The 19,641-nt window shown below is 49.4% G+C and carries 23 protein-coding genes; all 23 read left to right on the top strand.

What is annotated here, in order from left to right:
• Positions 1-6: 6 nt before the first annotated feature.
• The 23 genes from HPY90_RS05590 to HPY90_RS05480 all read left to right on the top strand — a co-directional run bounded on the left by HPY90_RS05590 (position 7) and on the right by HPY90_RS05480 (position 19,488).
• Positions 7-663, top strand: a complete 657-nt coding sequence (locus HPY90_RS05590) for an IS607 family transposase (RefSeq protein ID WP_287192135.1) — start codon at positions 7-9, stop codon at positions 661-663.
• On the top strand, positions 635-2,332 hold the full coding sequence (locus tag HPY90_RS05585; RefSeq protein ID WP_287192132.1) for an SSO2105 N-terminal domain-containing protein: 1,698 nt from the start codon (positions 635-637) through the stop codon (positions 2,330-2,332). The genes HPY90_RS05590 and HPY90_RS05585 overlap by 29 nt, the downstream gene beginning before the upstream one ends.
• Positions 2,333-2,798: 466 nt before the next feature.
• A complete protein-coding gene (locus tag HPY90_RS05580) occupies positions 2,799-3,212 on the top strand; it encodes a hypothetical protein (RefSeq protein WP_287192127.1) in 414 nt (137 codons plus the stop codon).
• Between the two features lies 1 nt (position 3,213).
• Positions 3,214-3,780 carry a hypothetical protein gene (locus tag HPY90_RS05575; RefSeq protein ID WP_287192124.1) on the top strand — a complete coding sequence of 189 codons (567 nt, stop codon included), beginning with the start codon at positions 3,214-3,216 and terminating at the stop codon, positions 3,778-3,780.
• Positions 3,777-4,409, top strand: coding sequence for an SAF domain-containing protein (locus HPY90_RS05570; protein WP_287192122.1), 633 nt, complete (start codon positions 3,777-3,779; stop codon positions 4,407-4,409). Before HPY90_RS05575 ends, HPY90_RS05570 begins: the two co-directional genes overlap by 4 nt.
• A gap of 21 nt (positions 4,410-4,430) precedes the next feature.
• On the top strand, positions 4,431-4,646 hold the full coding sequence (locus tag HPY90_RS05565) for a hypothetical protein (RefSeq protein ID WP_287192120.1): 216 nt from the start codon (positions 4,431-4,433) through the stop codon (positions 4,644-4,646).
• A complete protein-coding gene (locus tag HPY90_RS05560) occupies positions 4,624-5,994 on the top strand; it encodes a CpaE/TadZ family protein (RefSeq protein ID WP_287192117.1) in 1,371 nt (456 codons plus the stop codon). The genes HPY90_RS05565 and HPY90_RS05560 overlap by 23 nt, the downstream gene beginning before the upstream one ends.
• 3 nt (positions 5,995-5,997) lie before the next feature.
• Positions 5,998-6,870, top strand: coding sequence for a ParA family protein (locus HPY90_RS05555; RefSeq protein WP_287192115.1), 873 nt, complete (start codon positions 5,998-6,000; stop codon positions 6,868-6,870).
• A gap of 32 nt (positions 6,871-6,902) precedes the next feature.
• The gene (locus tag HPY90_RS05550; protein ID WP_287192113.1) at positions 6,903-7,619 is read left to right on the top strand and encodes a hypothetical protein; all 717 of its coding nucleotides are present in this window, start codon (positions 6,903-6,905) and stop codon (positions 7,617-7,619) included.
• Between the two features lie 5 nt (positions 7,620-7,624).
• Positions 7,625-8,146 (top strand): prepilin peptidase, encoded by a 522-nt coding sequence (locus HPY90_RS05545; RefSeq protein ID WP_287192110.1) that lies wholly within the window; start codon positions 7,625-7,627, stop codon positions 8,144-8,146.
• Positions 8,147-8,165: 19 nt separating this feature from the next.
• On the top strand, positions 8,166-8,882 hold the full coding sequence (locus tag HPY90_RS05540; RefSeq protein ID WP_287192107.1) for a CpaB family protein: 717 nt from the start codon (positions 8,166-8,168) through the stop codon (positions 8,880-8,882).
• On the top strand, positions 8,821-10,155 hold the full coding sequence (locus tag HPY90_RS05535; protein ID WP_287192105.1) for an ATPase, T2SS/T4P/T4SS family: 1,335 nt from the start codon (positions 8,821-8,823) through the stop codon (positions 10,153-10,155). Before HPY90_RS05540 ends, HPY90_RS05535 begins: the two co-directional genes overlap by 62 nt.
• Positions 10,143-11,051, top strand: coding sequence for a type II secretion system F family protein (locus HPY90_RS05530; protein WP_287192102.1), 909 nt, complete (start codon positions 10,143-10,145; stop codon positions 11,049-11,051). Before HPY90_RS05535 ends, HPY90_RS05530 begins: the two co-directional genes overlap by 13 nt.
• A 48-nt stretch (positions 11,052-11,099) precedes the next feature.
• Entirely contained in the window at positions 11,100-11,861 is a 762-nt protein-coding gene (locus HPY90_RS05525) for a hypothetical protein (protein ID WP_287192100.1), read from the top strand.
• Positions 11,862-11,888: 27 nt separating this feature from the next.
• Positions 11,889-12,089: a Flp family type IVb pilin gene (locus HPY90_RS05520; RefSeq protein WP_287192098.1), complete on the top strand. Its 201-nt coding sequence runs from the start codon at positions 11,889-11,891 to the stop codon at positions 12,087-12,089.
• 65 nt (positions 12,090-12,154) lie between these two features.
• On the top strand, positions 12,155-12,334 hold the full coding sequence (locus tag HPY90_RS05515; RefSeq protein ID WP_287192095.1) for a hypothetical protein: 180 nt from the start codon (positions 12,155-12,157) through the stop codon (positions 12,332-12,334).
• A 14-nt stretch (positions 12,335-12,348) separates the two neighbouring features.
• Positions 12,349-12,756, top strand: coding sequence for a hypothetical protein (locus tag HPY90_RS05510; RefSeq protein WP_287192092.1), 408 nt, complete (start codon positions 12,349-12,351; stop codon positions 12,754-12,756).
• The gene (locus tag HPY90_RS05505; protein ID WP_287192089.1) at positions 12,695-13,363 is read left to right on the top strand and encodes a hypothetical protein; all 669 of its coding nucleotides are present in this window, start codon (positions 12,695-12,697) and stop codon (positions 13,361-13,363) included. Before HPY90_RS05510 ends, HPY90_RS05505 begins: the two co-directional genes overlap by 62 nt.
• A gap of 88 nt (positions 13,364-13,451) precedes the next feature.
• Positions 13,452-15,578: a glycoside hydrolase family 78 protein gene (locus HPY90_RS05500; RefSeq protein WP_287192086.1), complete on the top strand. Its 2,127-nt coding sequence runs from the start codon at positions 13,452-13,454 to the stop codon at positions 15,576-15,578.
• Positions 15,579-15,646: 68 nt separating this feature from the next.
• The gene (locus HPY90_RS05495) at positions 15,647-17,026 is read left to right on the top strand and encodes a hypothetical protein (protein ID WP_287192084.1); all 1,380 of its coding nucleotides are present in this window, start codon (positions 15,647-15,649) and stop codon (positions 17,024-17,026) included.
• Positions 17,005-18,501, top strand: coding sequence for a hypothetical protein (locus HPY90_RS05490; protein WP_287192082.1), 1,497 nt, complete (start codon positions 17,005-17,007; stop codon positions 18,499-18,501). The genes HPY90_RS05495 and HPY90_RS05490 overlap by 22 nt, the downstream gene beginning before the upstream one ends.
• 51 nt (positions 18,502-18,552) lie before the next feature.
• Positions 18,553-19,155, top strand: coding sequence for a hypothetical protein (locus tag HPY90_RS05485; RefSeq protein WP_287192080.1), 603 nt, complete (start codon positions 18,553-18,555; stop codon positions 19,153-19,155).
• A 6-nt stretch (positions 19,156-19,161) separates the two neighbouring features.
• Positions 19,162-19,488 (top strand): EamA family transporter, encoded by a 327-nt coding sequence (locus HPY90_RS05480; protein ID WP_353733641.1) that lies wholly within the window; start codon positions 19,162-19,164, stop codon positions 19,486-19,488.
• Positions 19,489-19,641 lie beyond the last annotated feature (153 nt).

Below are 19,641 nucleotides of genomic sequence, written 5' to 3'. Positions count from 1 at the left end.
AAAGATATGGAACTTTTATCTATTGGAGAAGCAGCAAGAAAACTGGGTGTACACCCGAACAGGCTACGGGCATGGGAAAAACAGGGGTTAATTAAGCCCGTGCGGCTACCAAGTGGCCAGCGGAGATACCCGACAGAAGAAATTAACCGCATTTTAGGAATGGGAGGGATGAAAACAGAGTCAGATGCGGTTGTTATATATGCCCGGGTATCTACAAAGAAACAAGCAGATGCCGGGAACCTGGAGCGCCAGATACAAAGGTTGCGGACATACGCACGGGAGAAGGGGTATCGTATAGTGGCAGAGTATTCGGATATAGCTTCCGGATTGAACCAGAACCGTCGAGGACTGGAGCGCGTATTAAAAAGTGCCGAGCGGGGCGAGTTTAAGAAATTGCTCATCGAATATCCCGACCGGTTGGCGCGGTTTAGTTATGCGTATTTGGAACGCCATTTAAGATATTGTGGGGTTCAGATAGAAACAACCTCAGAAAAAGAAGCAGAAGACGCCCATACGGAACTGGTCCAGGATTTGCTTGCCATAGTAACATCTTTTTCGGCGCGGCTTTATGGCGCTCGTGGTGGCAAAAAGGTTCGGCAAGGGTTTCGGGAACTGATAGCGGAAGTGGTGCGGGATGAAGAAGCGGAAAAAGGAATTGATTAATCCTAAAAGCGGCATGAGATACACCGTCTGCGGCGAGTTTTTCCCGGAAGTTTACCCGGCTTTCCGCGCCGAAAGATGGAGTCGAGGAGAAGAAACTCCCCTTGACACCGAGATGCGGCTTTTTGGTGCCTGCATGCGGTGGGCCTTTAATCGCCTGCAGGAAGGATATACGCGGGAAGAACTCAAAAAGCAGGGTCAAAAAACGTTTGGCCTGAACTCCCGTTTTGCCGACGACGCCATACTTAAAGCAAAAGAAATCATCGTTTCCCAAAAAGAACAGCTAAACCGCGAGATTAAAGAGACAGAAGCGAAACTATCCCGGGCCAAGAAGAAACTTAAACAAGCGGAAGCCAGTTATAAAAAGGCTATTGCAGCAAATGACCCGGTGAGAATCGAAAAAGCCAAACTTGCCATCCGCGGCCGCAGGGCCAGGGTAAAAAAGCTGTCCGACAAACTGGAGAAACTAAAAAGCTACCGGGACAATAACGCCATACCCAAAGTAGTTTTCGGGGGCCGCTCTTTGTGGAAACGGGTCTGTAAAGGCAGGGCCACAAAAAAAGAGTGGCAGAATGCCCGGCAAAATCGGCTTTATGCCAGAGGGGATAAAACAAAGAAGGGCAACCCGAACATTAAACTGAGCTGGCGAAACGGGGAATTTTACCTTGCTGTAACCGTCTCGCATTTGTCGGAGCAGAAAGAAGTGGACAGCGCCGGCAGGCCGCTGATGACCAGGGCGCCGAAAGCAAGCGGCAAGCTGTGGCTGCCGGAAAAACACCGGGTTAAAGTGCTGGAACTGCTCCTTTCCGGGGCTCCTTATTCCGTAGAGCTGATTAAAGGCAGCGACAGCCGGTACAGAGCCCGCATAACATTTACCGTAGAATCGCCTAAGACTCAAACACATCCCAACCAGGGCTATCTGGGAGTGGACACCAACCCGGACGGAGTGGCGCTGGCAAATGTAAACTATTTTGGCCAGCCTGAACCCTGGCCGGACGGATTTATCGTGCCGCACCCGAAGGCCCTGTACAAATATGCCGGAGAGTTTCAGATCACAATCCATAAAAACGGGTTTCTTTATCTCACGGTACCCGAACTTGCTTACGGACGCGGACATCGGCGCATCTACTTAACCGGTGTGCTTGCAAAAGTAGTAACAGATATTGCCAAAACCATAGGCAAGCCTATTGCATTAGAAAAACTTGAATTCAGCAAAGACCGATTAGATACCAATAAGAAATTCAATCGAATGGCCGCCAACTTTCCCTACCGCAAAGTAACGGAAGCCGTTATACGGAGGGCTTTCAAGGAAGGTATCGGCGTAAAGCCGGTCTGGCCGGCGCATACCTCTACTATCGGCTGGTGGAAGTACATGCAGCAGTACGGTATAACCGTTCACCACGCCGCAGCTTTGGTTATCGCTCGAAGGGCGAGCGGTTTTAAAGAATACATAACCAGAGAGTTGAAGCAGAAAATTCAATCTATTAGGGAAGAGCTTAATCAGAAGGTTAATTCCTTGCCTGGGGAAGGAAAAGGGATGACCCGAAAGGCAAAGCGGCTCTTCAAGCGGCTGGAAGAGAAGATCTCCTTTCACAACGGCCTGACCCGTTTTAAGCAGGAATCTTTTTATTCCGTCTGGCATAACTTGAAAGAGTTGGCTTTGCTTAAGTAGGTGACCTCGTTAGCCGGAGTTCGGACAAACCGGTAGGCCGTATCTAACAGATCGCGGGAGGCGCTGGGGTAAGATCCCGCCGCAGAATAGTCAACGCCGAAAGGCGCCTGTTCTGTGCAGTTCTCCTGTCCGGGTGGAACTCCCGGGGCCGAGGTCTCCCTGTCACCCCAGGAAATATCTTAAACGGAGGTGTAAAGCCTGGTCATGGGGAGGCCGCTTAACTGGATTAAAAACAGTTAAGTTTTTTGAACCAGGTTATAAAACAATGTTTGACTTGATCAAAACTTACATTCAAAGCGAAGAAGGAAGCCTGAAAGACTTGACCTGGGTCGTTGGGGCAGCGGTTGTAACTGCCCTGATTATAGTAGGGGCAATGGTATATGCGCCCGCCACAGCCTCATCGTTCTGGAATTCAGCAACCAACTGGATTAAAAGCAGTTTTGGTTTTTAAAAAAGGTGAGAAAGGATGCTGGATAAAGTAGTAGGCGTGTTCGGCGCCTTATTTTTAATTCTTTTAATGACCTTTACAAGTGCCCTATTTATTGGAATGATTGGGCAGTGGTACGCTATCCAGAACGAAGCCCAGTTTCTTGCGGTAAGCCAGGGCAAATACGGGGGTTTCACTACACAAGCCAATGCCGAGCTGCAGCGGTTTGTATCGGACCGCAAGCTGGACCGCCAGCGGTTGGACGTTCAGGTGTCGGCAGCCGGCGGCCCCGTTGCCTGGGGTCAGCCGGTGACTGCTCAAATAACGTACCAGTACCCGTTTAAGTTAGGCAAACTCATTTCGTTCAACGTGCCGATATCCGGCAAAGGGTGGTCGGTCAGCACCTATCTTGAAGGGGCGTACAGTGCAACCTATACCTCGCCCCGGTGGTAGCATGGGGACAAAAGCGAAAGACGCAGCAATATGGCTGTTTGCAATTTGCGCAGGCATATCAGCCGTAACGGAAAGTACAGCAGCATACTGGACAGCAGTCTCCATGGCCGGCTGGCTTGGATGTTATTATGTTTGGTATCTGCCGAAAGCCAGGAGAGAAAGCAGAAAAGCTGGTTTAAAAGCAGTAGTTTTGTTGCCGCTTTATCCCTGGTATGCTAGGGGGCTTTTATATCTTACAGAGCTTTGCTTAAAAACGCTCCGCCTGGACGGTTGTTGGATTGAAGCCTATGAAGTGCATATAGAAAACATAACCAAAGATAGGTACTATAAAACCTTGAAAACTGACTTAAAGCTGATGATGCAAAAGAAAAAAACACTGTATATCTGGGAAACATCAGCCCCGATCCCAGCCGAGTTCAGAAAACTTTTTGCTCAACTTAAAAACGAAGGGCGGGCCTTCTGGGTCAAAGGCCGCTGGCCGATTCCCAGGGTGCCTGGTACTTCGCTGGGGATAAAAGATAAGTACGCGCGGATTGGGGCAGTAATCTGGGAAGGAGATGCTGAATGAGCAGAAAAGTTGGGATAATCGTTTCGGTTGTTTTAGCGGTAGTTTTCACGTTAGGGATAATGTTTGCGGCCAACCAGAAATATGCAGATGTAAAAAGAACAGTTGACGCAGTCAAAGTAGTGCAGTTTATACCTCAAGGCAGTGAGATAAAACCCGAACAGGTAACAACAGTCAAAGTGCCGGAAGCTCTGGCAAAAGACCTGGTGAAAAACCCAAACGATATAGTAGGCAAAACAGCTAAAGTATCAATGGTAGAAGGGCAGTATGTTTATTTAAACTCAGCGGAAGGGAAAGCCAAAAACCCGAACATGGTGGAAGTTTGTGTACCGGTAGATTTAAGCTCGTCAGCCAACGTAACTGCTGGTGACACAGTTGACATTTATATGGTGGATAAGGGCGCAGAAGGCCGGCAAGCGGTTGAGATTTACCGTGGGGCAAGGGTACTGCACTCCTACGACCAGCAGGGCAAAGAGATAAGCCCGGTGCAGAAAGTTGAAGCGGCGGATGCGGTCAGCCCGCAGAGCATGCGCGTGCCGGCGGCAGTAAGCGTGGAAGTGCCGAAAGAAGCGGCAGCTGCTATAGTACAGGCAGGGAGCAAAAAGGCGGTTTATCTGGTTAAGGCAAACTAAAGAAAAGGGGGACAAACCGAGATGGTAGTCCGCGCCGATCCGAAAGATATAGCCAGCCGGCTGGAGTCAGCCGGTTTCGACTTCTTTACCATCGACTACCAGCATGGGATTGCCCTAGTTGTATTTGGATGGAACAACGCAACTGAACAACAAGTATGGGCGAACTTTTGCCAAACCAAAGAAAACAAAAAAACAGGGACGGATGTGACGCGGAATGTTCTGTGTAATTGCGGCTGAAAAAGAGTCATGCGAAATCATAAAAACCAATCTGGAACGAAAATTCCCGGACTGGCTGTTTGAAGTGGCAACCGATGCCAACCAGCTGATGCGGTATGCCTCAAAACGGCCCGATGTGCTGCTTATAAGCAGGCATTTGCCCGGTGAGAAACCGACAGAATTGCTAGCTCAACTGCCGGTAATGTTCCCAGCCACCCATATAGTGCTGATGGTTGGGGTGCTGAACGAAGAAGCGAAAGCGTACGTCAGGGCAGCCAAAAAAGTGGGGCTGGAGAACATCGTCACCGGCAAACTGCCTGGCGACAAACCTTACACTATATTCGCAGCATTAACCGAAGCCAGAAAGGAACTGCTGGAGATAACGGGCGAGAGTCTGGAATTCAGCGAGGATTTTATCGAAGAAACAGAAGAAGCCAAACAGGAGCCGGCATTAACTGAACCAGTATACAGGAAACCAGAACCGAGAACAGATCCAGCATCAAATGAGAGATATGACAGCAAATTCTTTAAAATGCCGGGTAGCCGGGTTATAGAAAAGCGCCCCAGAAAGAAGGGTTCAATAATCCTGGTCAGCTCCAATAAAGGTGGTGTCGGCAAAACGACAGTTGCCATATCGCTGGCATTGACGATAACCAATGCAGGGATAGACACGATACTGTGCGACCTTGACTTGGGCGCCCCTGATGTAGCTACATTCTTTGAAATTAAGAATGTGCCGGGGATAGAAAGCCTGCAGGGGAAACGCAACTTAAGCCACTACATTAACGATCTGCTGGTAGAGAAAGATGGATTACGCATTTTGCCCGGCGTAATGAACAAAACAATGCCGTACTTTGAACCGATAGACATAGCTGAAATAGTGGAAGCGTTGGCTGAAGAATGTCAGGTGGTTGTTTGCGACACACCGCCGGAGTTCTGGACGAAGGAATACTTGGAAGAGCTGTTTCCACGAGCGGACCTGGCATTGTCAGTGGTAGATCAGTCTAAGTTTTCCGAAGTAGAAACAAGAGACTATGCGCCGAAACTGGTGATGATGGGTGTAACGCCGGACCGCATCCGAATAATCTGCAACCGGTACAACCCTAAACTGCACAACATCCGCAAAGTGGAAGCGTTTTTCAATCACGGTTTCAAAAAAGGGAAAAATTTGCCGAGAGTTATTGCCACGATACCGGAAGACTGGGAAGAATTTGTCAGAAAGGCATACCGCGGTGAAATAGCTGGCGACGAAGGCAGGTTCAGTCCGTGGAAACAGCTTGCGGAGAAAGTAGCCGAAGACTTAAACCTGCCAGTGCGATTTGAAAGAGAGAAGAAAGGTTTGCTGGATTTCCTAAAACGGAGGCGATAAGGTTTGAAGAAGGATCTGGTTTCAACTGTTAAGCGCATGGCTGAATATTATGACGACCTGGAATCGATAGCCAATGCTTGTGATGTGGAAGTAGAAGTGGTAGAAAGCATACTGGCCGGCACTTATGTAGAAGCCGAACGGAAAGAAAAAGGCAAATCATCTATCGTTGTATTGCAGAAAACATCGTACAAACAGAAAGTGATAACCGTATGTCGCTCAAAAGGCGGTATTGGCTGCACGTCTATTGTTGTTAATCTGGCGGCTCAGATTTCTGAACATGTGCCGACCTTAATTATCGACCAATGTGCAAGTTACATTAGTGATTTTTTTGTAGTCAGCGATGTGCTGGACTACCTGAAAGAAGAACCATACACTTTGGAAAGCAGCGAACCTGTGCCGGAAGTCAGGGAATTGCAGAAGAACCTGTACTACATGCCGTTTCATCATAGCTTTAACCTTCGGGAAATAGTTCTTGAAGCGCGGGAAAAACTGGACGCAATTATAATCGACACACCTTACCCAGCACCCGAAGAAGCCATGAACGCAGCCAACACAATTCTCGTGGTTACATCGTTTGGGCAGTCTGAAACATACCGCCTTCACCAACTGAACCACTTGACTGCCCATAAAGACACAATACTGGTTGGCGTCAGCGCTAAACAGCCAGACACAGAGATCATAGATGAGTTGCAAACAAACATCAACGCGAAAAAGTATCAGCATATTTTGCGCGACGCTTCATACCAGGGTGGCCTGGCGTCAAAAAAGATACGCATTTACGCAGAAATAGAAAAGCTGATCGGGCAGATATACGGGCATCCGTTAGGTGGTGAAAAGCAATCGGGACTGCTAGGAAAACTGTTTGCCAAAAACTGAACGCCGGCGTAGTTGTCTCAAGTATCGGGTTGGTGCTGGTTTTAATTTTAGCCTCAGGCTGGTGTCCGGGCGAATGCCTAAGGCTTTATATCTTTGGCTGGCCGGTAGAAGCATACGGTGCGGCGTTTTATGGTGTTATGGCGGTTTTGTTCTTTAAAGAAAGCCAAAACATAGTCAAACCTTTATCGTTTGTCGGGCTGGCTGTTCATGCCAGCCTGAACCTTTGGGCTGTCGGGCAGGGAGCAATATGCCTGCCCTGCCTGGGTACTTTGTTTGTTACATTAACTTTGACTTGTATTGCTATTGCTAATGTTAGAAAGTTATATGCAGGCGTTATCTCCCTTGTTTTGCTGGTGTTCCTGTTTGGCATATCTTTCGATAGGGACAAAACAAGGGTTGGTCAACCGACAGAGGCGATGAAAATATGGGACGAGAGAGGGCAGGAAGTCAGTCTGGACTTAAGTCAAAAGCCGGCGCTCATGTTTTCGTGGTGGTGTACTCCATGCGTAGAAACCTTGAAGATAATAAGCGCAATACCGCAGGAGAAACAGCCGTACCTGATCAGTGTGTACCTTAAAGACGATTACATAAACCAGACCAGGTTGAAGCTGAAGGAAACAGGAGTTGAGCAGGCATACTATTCTTCTTTCGATCCTGGAGTTATCCCCTGCCTGGTTTGGGTTGAAGATAGAAGGATTCATATTGCACACGGGGTTGAGATGGAAAAAAAGCTAAAAGAGATGAGGTGATCGTCTTGGAAACAACCGTATACCTGGCATGTTTGGTGCCGCTGACTATTGCCGGGCTTATTGATTTATTTAAAGGGGTACTGCCCAACATTATTGTCCTGCCGGTCATGGCAGGTGGACTCATATATAACGCCTGGCACGGTAGTTTCATCAATTCGTTAGAAGGGTTTTTAGTCTGCATTGTTTTTGGGATGATAGCAGCTTGGTTTGGCTGGATGGGAGCTGGCGACGGGAAACTGATGGGCGCAGTTGGGGCATGGCTTGGGCTTAAGCCGTTGGAACTGCTGGCGATTTTCCTTATTGCCTGCATACTGGGTATTATTGCGGCGTTGGTGAAAATGATCTGGACAGGGCAGTTGTGGCAGTGGCTCAAAAAATTCTGTTCAAACTTGAAAGTATTAGTGTTAACTAGGGACTTATCCCTTCTAAAAACTGGACTGCAGACGGACAACCCGTGGCAGCAAGTTAACGCAATCCCTTTTGGCATGTTCATTGTTATCGGAGTCTGGGCTGTCACGCATCTATAAACCAAAAAGAGGTGTAATCATGGCGTTAAAGTGGCGGATGAAAGAAATAGAAACTCCCAAAATACCTCTGCCGATAATTGTTGGCATAGCAGTTGCCTTAATTGTGTTTGCTGGCTCATTTTATTTCTTGCAGAAAAAAATGGCTCAAGAATCCCAAACCATCATGGTGCCGGTGGCTAAAAACCTGATAGTGCAGGGCAAGCAGCTTGAAAGTCAGGATATCGATTACAAACCATACAAGGTAATGCCAGATAACTGTGCTGGCAGTGAGGCTGAAATAGTCGGCAAAATAGCTTCGGCTAACATTTTCAAAGGCGAGCCGTTCAGAAAAGAACGGCTGGCTGACGCCTTTACAGATAAACAATACGTCGCGCTTAATGTAGACCTAGCCCGGTCGGGTTTAGTTAAAGCGGGTGATCTTGCAGACATCTATCTTCTGAGGGATGACACCAGCTGGGCGTATCTCGGCGAACTAGTTGCCAGCAACGCTGTGGTAGCAGACGTGCGGGACGTAAACGGGCAACCAGCAGCTGACGGCAAAATACCAGCTGTAGTTCAGGTGCTGGTTAAAGCCGAAGAAGTGCCCAAAATCGTCCGTGGGTCAGGGTACCAAAACAAATCGTATGCGTTAGTCAAGAAACAAGCCGAATCTCAGCCAGCAGGAGGGGTGCCAAATGTTGTTCAAGCGCAGCCAGCCGCAGGAGAACAAACCCAGAACGTACCAGGAAATCGTTGAGTATGTACGCGACAACTATACCGGCAACCACCTGCCTGAAGAAGTGTTGGACAAACGGCGCAAGATATTAAGGGACACCCAAGCGGGACACCCGACAGCGCATTTGGAGCTGGTCGCCGAACTGGAGAAATACCTTACTGAAGAAGGCTTGGAACTGGAAGGCATGACTGCCCATGAAGTCGCGGTGAAACTTTACGAAGACAACTGGGGATTAGGGATTATTGAGAAATACTACCGCGACCCGGAGGTAGACGAAATCAGGGTTAACGGTGAGGGCCCGGGCAAGATCAAGATCGTCCGCCGCGGGGTCAGCACGACCGCGCCGGAGTATTTTCAAAACCCGCAGGAGATCAGCCAGATCGTCCAGCGGATGCTCATGCACGACATCAACGTATGTATCGACCAGTCTAATCCCAAAGCGGAGAGCATGCGGAAAGACGGCACGCGCGTCACCGCGTCCTGCCCGCCGATGACTGAAAACTGGACATTTGTTCTGAGAAAACATGATACATTTGAGATGACCGTGGAAAATTTAATCAAGCACGGGACGTTGAACCAACGGCTGTGGGAATGGCTGGCAACGTTTCAACGGTACGGCGTCAACACCCTGATTTGCGGCGGCACCGGGACAGGGAAAACTCACCTTCTGCGGCGGTTAGTCGATGAAAGGCCAAAAACCTGGCGGATCGTAAGCATAGAGACCGACCGGGAATTAAACTTGTCCAAGCACTACCCGGATCGGGACATTATAGAGTTTGAGGAACACAAACAGTCCGGTGCGAGCATGGAACAGATATTTATATTCGCCCTCCGGTACTCACCGGACGCCTTGATTATCGGTGAGTTCCGCGGACGCGGCGAAGCGACTGAAGCGATCAACGCCTGTACCCGCGGCTGTGACGGCTCGATTGCGACTGCTCACTTTTCGTCGGTGGAGCTGGCGGTGGACGGCACTGCCAGAATGATTTTGCAGGAAGGGCAGAACATCCCTTTAAAAATGGCTAAAGTCATGGTGGCGACTGCGTTTAATATAGTCGTGCAGATGGCGGCATCAAGGGACAAAGGGATCAAGAAAATCGTCCGGGTGGCGGAACTGATCCCTGCTGGGGAAGAAGTGCAGATCCGCGATTTGGTCATATGGATCCCGTCACCGCACGACTATTACGAAGGACACTGGGAGTTTGTCAATCCACCGACAGAGAACTTGCTCAACCGCATGAGACGGAACGGGCTGACCGAGGAAGAAGCCCGGAAACGGGGGTGGCTGAAATAATTGTTCTTTTATCCCTCAGCACTGCCGCTATAATTTTTGGGGTGGTATATATAGCCGCAAGCATTTGGCAGAAACACAAAAAACAAGCCAGAGAAAAGACATTAAAAAAACGCTTAGCTATGCTCAAAGCCGGCGCTGTCCTTCCGAACTGGGCAGAAGACTGGGCAAACAAAGTCGAAGAACGGCTGAAGCGCGGCAATATTGGATTCAGGTTAGTGCATTATATCTCTTTGATGTCAGTCTTGATGGTACTGGCATTTTTAGTCGGATTGGTTATATTAAAAAATTTAGTGGCGTTCGGGATACTGGTAGCGACAGCAGTAATCGTTCCTGAACACATTGTCAGGCACCAGATTGCCAAACGAAAAAACATGCTGTTAACCCAGCTTGGATCCGCGATCCGGATGCTGGCGGCCGAACACGCCGGTACTCCACAGATTACCCGGGCAATAATCGAAGTCACACCGAAGCTCGAATACCCGCTTCGTGGAGTGTTTGAAAAAGCCAGAAACGGTATCCTGGCAAACCGCCCGCTGGACGACGTTTTAGCCCAAATGTTGTCCGAATTGGATTTTGAGTACGGGCGGGTGTTTGTCCAGACAGTAAGATTAGTGGCGGACGACCACAAGATGCGGGATCTTCTATGGTGGCTGGCAGAGCAGATTAACGCCCAGCTTAGCGATATTCTGGACGAACAGAGTTCGCTGGCAGGCGAAAGGGTTATGACCATCGCTTCGATTGTTATACTGTTCCCGATCCTTTTCATCATGCTGGCTTTAGTGCCGGAGACGTACCCATTTTTGGTGGAAAACACGGTTGGCAGGGCAGTAGCCTGCCTGTGTCTGGCAGCTCCCCTGGCTAACGTGCTTCTGGACAGGATGTTAAGCCCTTTGTAACAAATGCAACAAACAACAAATTCACTGAAAGGAGGTGGGTTTTCTCAGATGCTCGCCATCATGTCTTTGAGCCTGGGGCTGTTGGCCTTTTTAATTGTTTACCTGATTGCCAGCCGTGTTAAATTCCGTTTTGGTTTCCAAAAACCGGACATATCGTCCTGGACAATGAAACTGGCTAAAAACCAAAAACGAAAGAACGATGCAAGCAAACCCCAACTGCTTGGCATATCCGGAGGCGTGCTGGCAGTTTTTGCAATATCGCAGGGCAAAGCCACGCCGGGATTGCTCATTTTAGGGATGCTTATAGGGTTTGGCGTAGCAGAACTTTATCTTTATATACAAAAATATGCTGTCAGGGCAATCCGTTTGCGGGAAACTGCTTTGCTGTATTTGCTGGTCGAACTGGGCTTGAAAGCAAACCACAACCTGCCGCAGAGCCTGCGGGTAGCGGCCAGCATGACGCCTGTGTTAAGGGAACATATAGAAAGATGCCTGGAGAAATGGTCAAACCCTTATGAAGCGTTGGAGTATCTAGGGGCAAAAATCAACCTGCCCGAAGCGGACGCTTTAATCTCCATACTCATGCAGGTGGTGGAAACCGGTCCCGGGCGGATGCAGGGCGCGATGGCCGAAGGCTCTCGCCACCTGCAGAATTTGCGGCGGGCATTGGTTAGATCGCAAGCTGCTGGCCGTCCGTTGGTGTTTAGTGTGTTTAGAATGCTTCCATTAGTTGGCGCCTGCGGTTTGATTATCGGGCCGCTGGTAGTCAGGTTGGTGACATGGTTCAATCAAGTGCTGTTTTACTTTTAGTTAAAAATCAAAGGAGGTTAATTTTCAATGCTGAAAAAATTTGGGCAGTTTATCGTGCAGTATGTTAAAGACGAAAAAGGCATGACTGTAGTGGAAGGGTTGATCTACGCCGGGGCAGTAGCGGCTATATGCTACGTAGCCATTAACAACCTTGGCACGCCGCTTAAGTCAGGTGCTTCTGGATTAGGCAACAGCATTACTGCTAAGATGGCTCCAAGCTGGACTTAAAAACCCTGCCGCGGAGGGAAGGGATTTTCCTTCCCTCCAAACCAATAAACTTGGAGGTGTTTGAGGTGTGGAACCAGTTACTTTGTTTTTTCAAAGAAGAAAAAGGCTGGAGCACAATCGAGTATCTGATCGGGACAGCAGTGCTGGCCGCTACCGCTTACGTCTGCCGCAACTACCTTTCTTCAGCTTTAAAAGTAGGACACGATGCAATGGTCAACAACATCACCAAAATTACTGGAAACTAAGTCATGGGTACGGTTTGGTTGAATTTTTGATACTGTTTACGATTATTGCTTTTGCCAGTTTTGAAGCGACCGATGCCGCCCTGATCATGGGCCAGCACCAGGCGGCCAAACACCTGCTCAAACAGATGGCTGACCGGGTGAGGTACGAAGGGCGGCTTTCTACAGCTGACGAAGCAATGTTTGTAAATAAGTTCAGTCAGATTGGATTACCGGTAGAAAGCATAACAACAGTGAAGGAGCCGCAGGCAAGGGTGTTGCGCGACCCGTCGAACCCGACAGCCAGTATGATAACGATCAGCGTGGTATGCAAACCAACCCAGAAACCGTTTGTAATCGGAAGTCTGATAGGGGGGCAGCAGGTTGATAATACATGGAGGATCAAAGTGGAAACGACGGTATATTCAGAGCGCGTCAATCCTTAGAGACGAAAGCGGCATGGTGATAGTCTGGGTTTTAATGTTTATGATCCCCGTACTGATTATGAGCTGGATATTTTTGAGCGACATCACCCAGGCTGTTACCGATGCCGACTACAACCTTAAAGATGTGCTGGATTTCGCGGTGCGGGCCGCTAACTATCAGGTTGACGATGCGTCGCAGGCGGCGAAAAACTCGAAAGTGCACGCGGATAGAGCACATGCAGCTTTTAAAAATATACTGGCGCAGGTGTTAAAACTTGACCCGGTGACGCTTGCACCGACCCAGTATTCGCCGCTGAAAGAAGCCCCCCGGTACATCCTTATTGTCTACAACGGCGACAACAGCTATTCCGCCCGGGGCTGCCCGGCGGGAGTGAAATATTACTTCAACGGGACAACCCTCAGCCAGACCAGTCTAAACGCCTTGAACTTTCCTTGCACCTTTGCGATAACGGAAAGCGATGTTACCCAGGGAGGAAGCGGGGTTGCAACAGTTACAATGAACGCTCCCGGCTGTGTAGTCTGGATCAAAGCCAAGTCAAGGAAGGTGATTGGCAACGACCCGATTGAATCAACACGTTGGATGGCTTCAGAAATATATTACCGTTAAATTGACCTGTAAGCCTTCCAAAAAAGAGGATAGGTATAAAACTATTACTCATATTAGAAAAACATTCCTGGCGGCAATTCTAGCATTTTTGGGGGCGATTTTTTGGACAAGCCCTGTTCAAGCGGGCGGTTCCTGGAGCTACGGCGTAACCACCACAGACACGCCAACTATGATAGATACCTCCAAAACCTCAGCGGTAATAGACACAACGAACAATGAGATAATCCTGCCGCGCAGTGCGCCGAAAACCGCGTCTTTCACCGATGAATCAATGGACTACGTGGTGCTGTCGCCGACGAAAATCATCCATTATTCGTTCAACGGCTCGACAGTGCAGGAGAACACCATCTTAAGCGTCAGCGTAACCAACCCGGTTGCGGGAATTGCGTCAGCGCCATATCCAGACGTGATTGTAGCCAACGGGACCACAGTAACCCACTACTCGTTTACCGGCTCAAGCATGGTCAGCAACCCTGTCTTAACGGTGTCGGGAATGATCGGGATAGTTTCAATCGGCAGCCGGGACATGGATATAGGCGTTCTGGATCAAGGTCAGGTGAAGTATTACGCTTCTACGGGCAGTTCAATGGCCCAGGTTTCAGCACTGTCAATCACATCGGGGCTGACCAACCCAATTGATTTTGCGCTCAGCCAGGACAGCTATGACGCCGTTGTCCTGGAGCCCGACCGGGCTAGGTACTTTGCGTTCACCGGGTCCGGTCTGACAGAAGTGCCAGCTTTGGCGATCACCGGACTGTCTGGCGCAAAAGCGGTGGCCACAGCAGACGGGGAGATCGCAATTATTGCGGGAAACCAGGTAAAACACTATTCATTTGCCGGTTCGTCGTTCAGCTACAACGCGGCATTGTCGGTGACCAGCGGCTTAAATTCGCCGACCTGTGTGGCTCTGAAAAAGGGTAGTTACGACCGGCTGATCGTGGACGGCGACCAGGTAAAATACTACCAGTGGGACGGCACACAGCTGGTTTATAACCCGAGCCTTTCGGCAACCGTGGCCGGCTTGAGCAGTATCGGCTCATACGCGCCGTCGGCTGTTGTTCAGTCGCTGGCCAAAAGCACCGGCAACCCCTGCGACAACGTGCGGGTGCGCGCGTACCACGTTCTGCCGAACAACACCAGTGTGACCTGGAGCGTGTCTGCTGACGGTGGGACTACTTGGACCAAAAAGTGGCGGGTCAGAGGGTTAGCCGGCTCAACGGTATGCGAGATCACCAACGACAACGGGGCAACCTGGACGCCGCTCGGCGACATGACGAAAGCCAGTCCCTCGTCAGACACACCTGAACTCTGGTTGCAGCTTGCGGCCGGCACCAGCGTGGTCTGGAAAGCAGAACTGGCAACTGCCGACACTTCCGTAACCCCGAAGATCATAGCTCAGGGCGGCGTAGCGGTCGTCTGGGAAGCCAGTTCCAAACCGACCGGCAGTTTCAGCGGACTGCCGGGGAGCTGCTTTGTCACAACAACGCCGACGATAAACTGGACATTCTCCGATGCGGACGGCGACACCCAGAGCGCTTACCAGATCCAGGTCCGCAAGCTGGACGGGACAACCGTAGTATTCGACAGCGGGAAAATTGCCGGCAGCACCCTATCATACACGATCCCGACTTCCAACCAGCCCGACCTGTCCGGGCCGCTCTGGAGCGCCGGGACATACGAGTTCAAGATATACGGGCGTGTCTGGGATTCCAAAGGAGTGGCTTCCGACTGGTTCGGCGGCAACTATTTTTGTGTGGTAGGGTTTGAGCGCCCGCGTATAGCTGAAATCGTCAGCCCGCCAGCTGGACAGACAGCACCCGATCCCAACACCGCCTCGACGCATATAGTGATCACACCGGGGATGAGTGTGCTGCCGAAAGTCAAAGCCGGGGCTAAAGTTAGGCTGCTGATCGACAGCATAGGCCCGCTGATGTCGGCAAACGCAACTTTCCCGTACCTATCTACTCAGGCGACGACAGATAACTTTTCGGCAGGATACCCGCTGGGAAACGCGGTTAACCGCTGGTCGGTCGAATTCTGGACAGACGACAATGTAGCCAACTGTCCGACTGGTACGATAGTGAAGATGAACTGGTCGGGAGTTTCGCCGAAAGGCAATCCGACCTTGAACGCGCCGCCTTATGCCAGCGGCGTTGTGCAGATTGAAGGGTCGGTACTGGACGACTGGATAGTGATATTGAAGGAGAAAAACTAAGAAGGTGGTAGAACGAACAAAAAAGTCTTAGTTTTTCTTATAACAGCGTTCCTGGTTTTGCTGGCGCCGTGGCTGATCCAGGTTGTCTTAACTCCAAACAATTATGTCGCAACCGGGTATATTTATGCCGGGGCATCCTGGAAGACCATTCCACCTTTCTGGCCAAGATGGAATGGGGCAGGCTGGGGCACTGGACGTACATTGATCGCTACACTCCGGAAAAAACCGAACCGGTGCCGATATACCTGTTCTACCTTCTTTTAGGTCATATCGCGTCCTGGGCCGGGATGCCGACCGTTTGGGTTTTCCATCTGGCAAGAAGCGTTCTGGGCGCGGTTGCTTTAATCTTGTGGTGGCAGTTCTGTTGCGAATTCACTGAACACCCCAAAACAGCTTTCGTGCTGGGAGCCTGGATGTGGTTTGGGGTATTCGGCAACATGGCGACAGTTTTCGGCCAGACTAGGATGAGCTACACCGGGCTTCTGGCCGTGCCGCACTATATTGTTGACATGATCGCTGTCATCATGCTTTTTTGCGGGTACCTTAAAGAAAGGGCATTATACAGCAATGCCGGAGGAATAGGGTTAGGCGTTGTCCATCCTTTCCTGCTGGCTCTGTTTTTGCCGGTGGTTTTAATCCATGCCGGAATAACCGGGAAGATTAAAGCAGGCATACATAGCTGTTTATGGGCGGGATTGAGCGCAGTCCCGTTTGTCCTGCCGTTGTTTATAGCCTATCAGAAGGTTGAATGGCTGAAAGTCTGGCGTGAGCAGACCGCTTGCCCGTTCAGCTTGGCAGGATTTGAACTTGTGTATATGGTTATCCTCACGATTGCGTTACTGCTGGTGGGGATAACCGCGTTAAAATCAAGCGGCAGACTAAAAAAACTGGCAGGCGTATGGATTGTCCTGGCAGTAGCATTGGCTTTACTGACGCCAATCCCGAACAAACGGGAGTTTACCTCCTTGTTGAGCTTGCCGGTTGGCATACTGACCGCGCCTGTTGTTGCCAGTCTTGCAAATCGGGCAAGCAAACCGTATTTGATGCAGGCTGCGTTAGTCGTTTTGCTGTGCTTGCCTAATATCGGCAGCACGCTGTCGGTGTTTGTGCCTGATCCCCAGTGGGCGTATATCCCCAAAGGGCTGGTCGAAGGCTTCAAATGGCTGGAAGCTAACAGCTTGCCGGACGATGTAGCGGTTTGCAGTTGGGAGACAGGCAATTATTTACCGATGTACGCAACTTGTCCCAGGCCCTGGATCGGCCATTCGCGGGAAACCTTGTTTTTTACTGAAAAAGAAAAACAGGCGAAGCTCTTTTTTGAGAGTAAACAAACCCTGCCTGTTCAGTGGGCGGTTATCAACAAAAAAACTGGCCTTTACCCGCATCTAAAAGAAGCACCAGCATTTGAGAACGAGGTGGTAGTAATTTGGCGAACAAACAACGGTTGATATTTTTTATAACGGCTTTTGCAGTTCTGCTTTTACCCTGGCTTATTCAGGTAGCCTTAACGCCCGAAGGGTACGTCCCAACCGGGCATTTGCTCGGGTACGAAGATTATTTGACGTTCATAGCCAAAATGAAGTGGGGCGAACAGGGGCATTGGACTTACATCAACCGGTTTACGACAGAGCCGACAGAACCAGCCCCGATTTATTTCTTTTACCTGCTGTTGGGGCATATCGCCAGATTAACCGGGCTGTCTTTATTGTGGGTGTTCCATCTGGCGCGGAGCGTGCTTGGGGCGTTGTGCCTGCTGTTCTGGTGGGAGTTCTGCCGAAAGCATGTCAGGCATCCGGTTGTAGCGTTTTTAATCGGAATATTTGCTTCGTTCGGGTATGTGAAGCCAGGTAGCAGCTTGTTCTTTCATCAGATGTACGTGCAGGGTCATGCCGCTTATACTTGCTTGTTAGGGTTTACTCATTACACGATCGACTTTATGGCAATACTTGCCCTGTTTGAAGCGTACCTTTCCATGAGGCACTGGCTGGCGGTATTGGCTGGTATTGGATTGAGCATGGTTCACCCGTTCCTTTTAATTTTGTTTCCAGTAATCATACTGGTTCATGCTTTAATGTTCAGGCGTGAATATCTGAAAGATGCAATTACCGTTGCTTTGCTAGCAGGAGTAGGGGCTTTACCGTTTGCCCTGCCTATGTATCTGGCTTACCAGAAAATTGAATGGCTGAAAATCTGGCGGGAACAGACATACTACCCAATGCCCTGGCATTTGATCCTGTTCAGGTTGGTGCTTTCATTTGGGCTGGCGGGGATAATCGCGTGGGCGCGAATTCCCTGGGTGATGAGGCGGGACAAAGCCCTGGATGAAGTTTTAAGGTGCCGCATGGTTGAAAAAGTAAGCGGGATATGGATGGTTCTGGCGGCGCTGCTGGTGATTTTCGCGCCGTTACCGAACAGAAGAGAGTTCGGATTCTTTTTATCTCTCCCGATCGGAGTTCTGGCAGCGCCCTGGCTGGTTGAGTTTTCCGAGCGGATTACGACTACCAAACGAAACTACATGCTGCCTGTTCTGGTTTTGCTTTGTACATTCTACGGTATGGCTGTAGTGCCATTACTTTGCGTTCCGGATACAACTTCTTATCACTCCGACCAAATGGTAGAAGGGTTGAAATGGCTGGAGGCCAACAGCAACCCGGAAGACGGCGTGATTTGCACCTGGATGTCCGGCATATTTATTCCAGTATATATAGAACACCCCAGGCCTTGGGTTGCCCATGTAGCTGAAACGATAAACTACGACGAGAAAGTTGAGAAGGTCAGGCAGTATTTTCTGAGAGACGGGAAGGCGGACATTCCGTTAAAATGGGCGGTGCTGGTCAAACAGGTTGATAAAGACGTGCCTCGGCTCAGTTGGGAGCCGGTTTATGAAAACGACGAGATAGTAATCTGGGAAAACAAAAACTAAGAAGGGACCTGTTTTTGAGAACGAAAAGATCGTGATCTGGGAGGTCAAAAAATGAACAACCAAAGAGGAACTAGCACCGTCGAGATTTTATTGGATTGGTTTCTTATGTCTGTAATAATTTTTGTATTTGCTTATGTTATACAGAAACAAATGCAAGGTAATGTGGTTAATGAGCGGGATATTATAAGTTTAGTCTTAACAGTGTTAGGAATTGTAGCCTTATTTTTCGTTCTGTATTTTCCTGTGAACATAAACACAGACACAATAGAGAGAAGTGAAAAAGAGCCCGTTCTTTTAAAGTTTGCTAAGTTGCCGTTATTCAAAACAGACCTTAATATCCGATGCTTTGACTGGCGGTATGAGGGGACTAGAGAACAAAAGGAATTTGCCAAGTTCCTCATTGATGAGATTTGTCAGTTTAATGAGGACATTCCGCTTGCAGAGATTGTTCCTGAGACAGAGCTTAAAAGAGTCTACTTAAGAGGACCATACTCCCGGGGGATCTTCTTTAAACTTTTGCATGAGAAACTGAACCTGGAAATGAGTGATTTATCTCCAAGCAATGGCGTTGAAGTTAAGACAGTAGGCGAGTTGGTTGATTACTGGTTCAAATACAAAACCTATTATTCTAGTCTTAACCAGAAAGGTTGGTGAGCACTTATTCCCTACATATACCTAGCCGCGTCGATCATTTTAGGTGCAGCAGGACACCTCATTACAAAAGCAGGCGTAACCCAGGCGGGGGCAAACATCTCCGCCCTGTTTCATCCCTTCATTATCGGAGGGGTTTTTTGCTATTTTTTGAGTTTTTTATTATTCCTGCCCTGGCTGGCAGCACGCCCGGTTGGAGCAGCAGTACCGGCGGCAGGGTTGACCTACGCCCTGGTGGCAGTCGCCGGCTGGCTGTTTCGCGGCGAAACGCTGACCGCAATGCAGATAACCGGAATAGTTGCAGTGGGTATAGGTGTGTGGATGTTAGCAAAGTAGAAAGGAGAACCAGGAAAGATTTGGTGATTTTTAGCGAAAAAGCCAAGAACAAGCAAAGGAACAATAATGAAATTTTTCAAAAATACCATGAATTTTGGCATATCATACACTCCACAATGATTGTTACAGCCTTGATACTATCTATTATCGCAA

The sequence above is a fragment of the Syntrophothermus sp. genome, from assembly GCF_013314835.1.
GTDB classification, from domain to species: Bacteria; Bacillota; Syntrophomonadia; order Syntrophomonadales; family Syntrophothermaceae; genus Syntrophothermus; species Syntrophothermus lipocalidus.
Note: the sequence above shows the minus strand (reverse complement) of the source record. Positions and strands in the feature narration are given on the sequence as shown.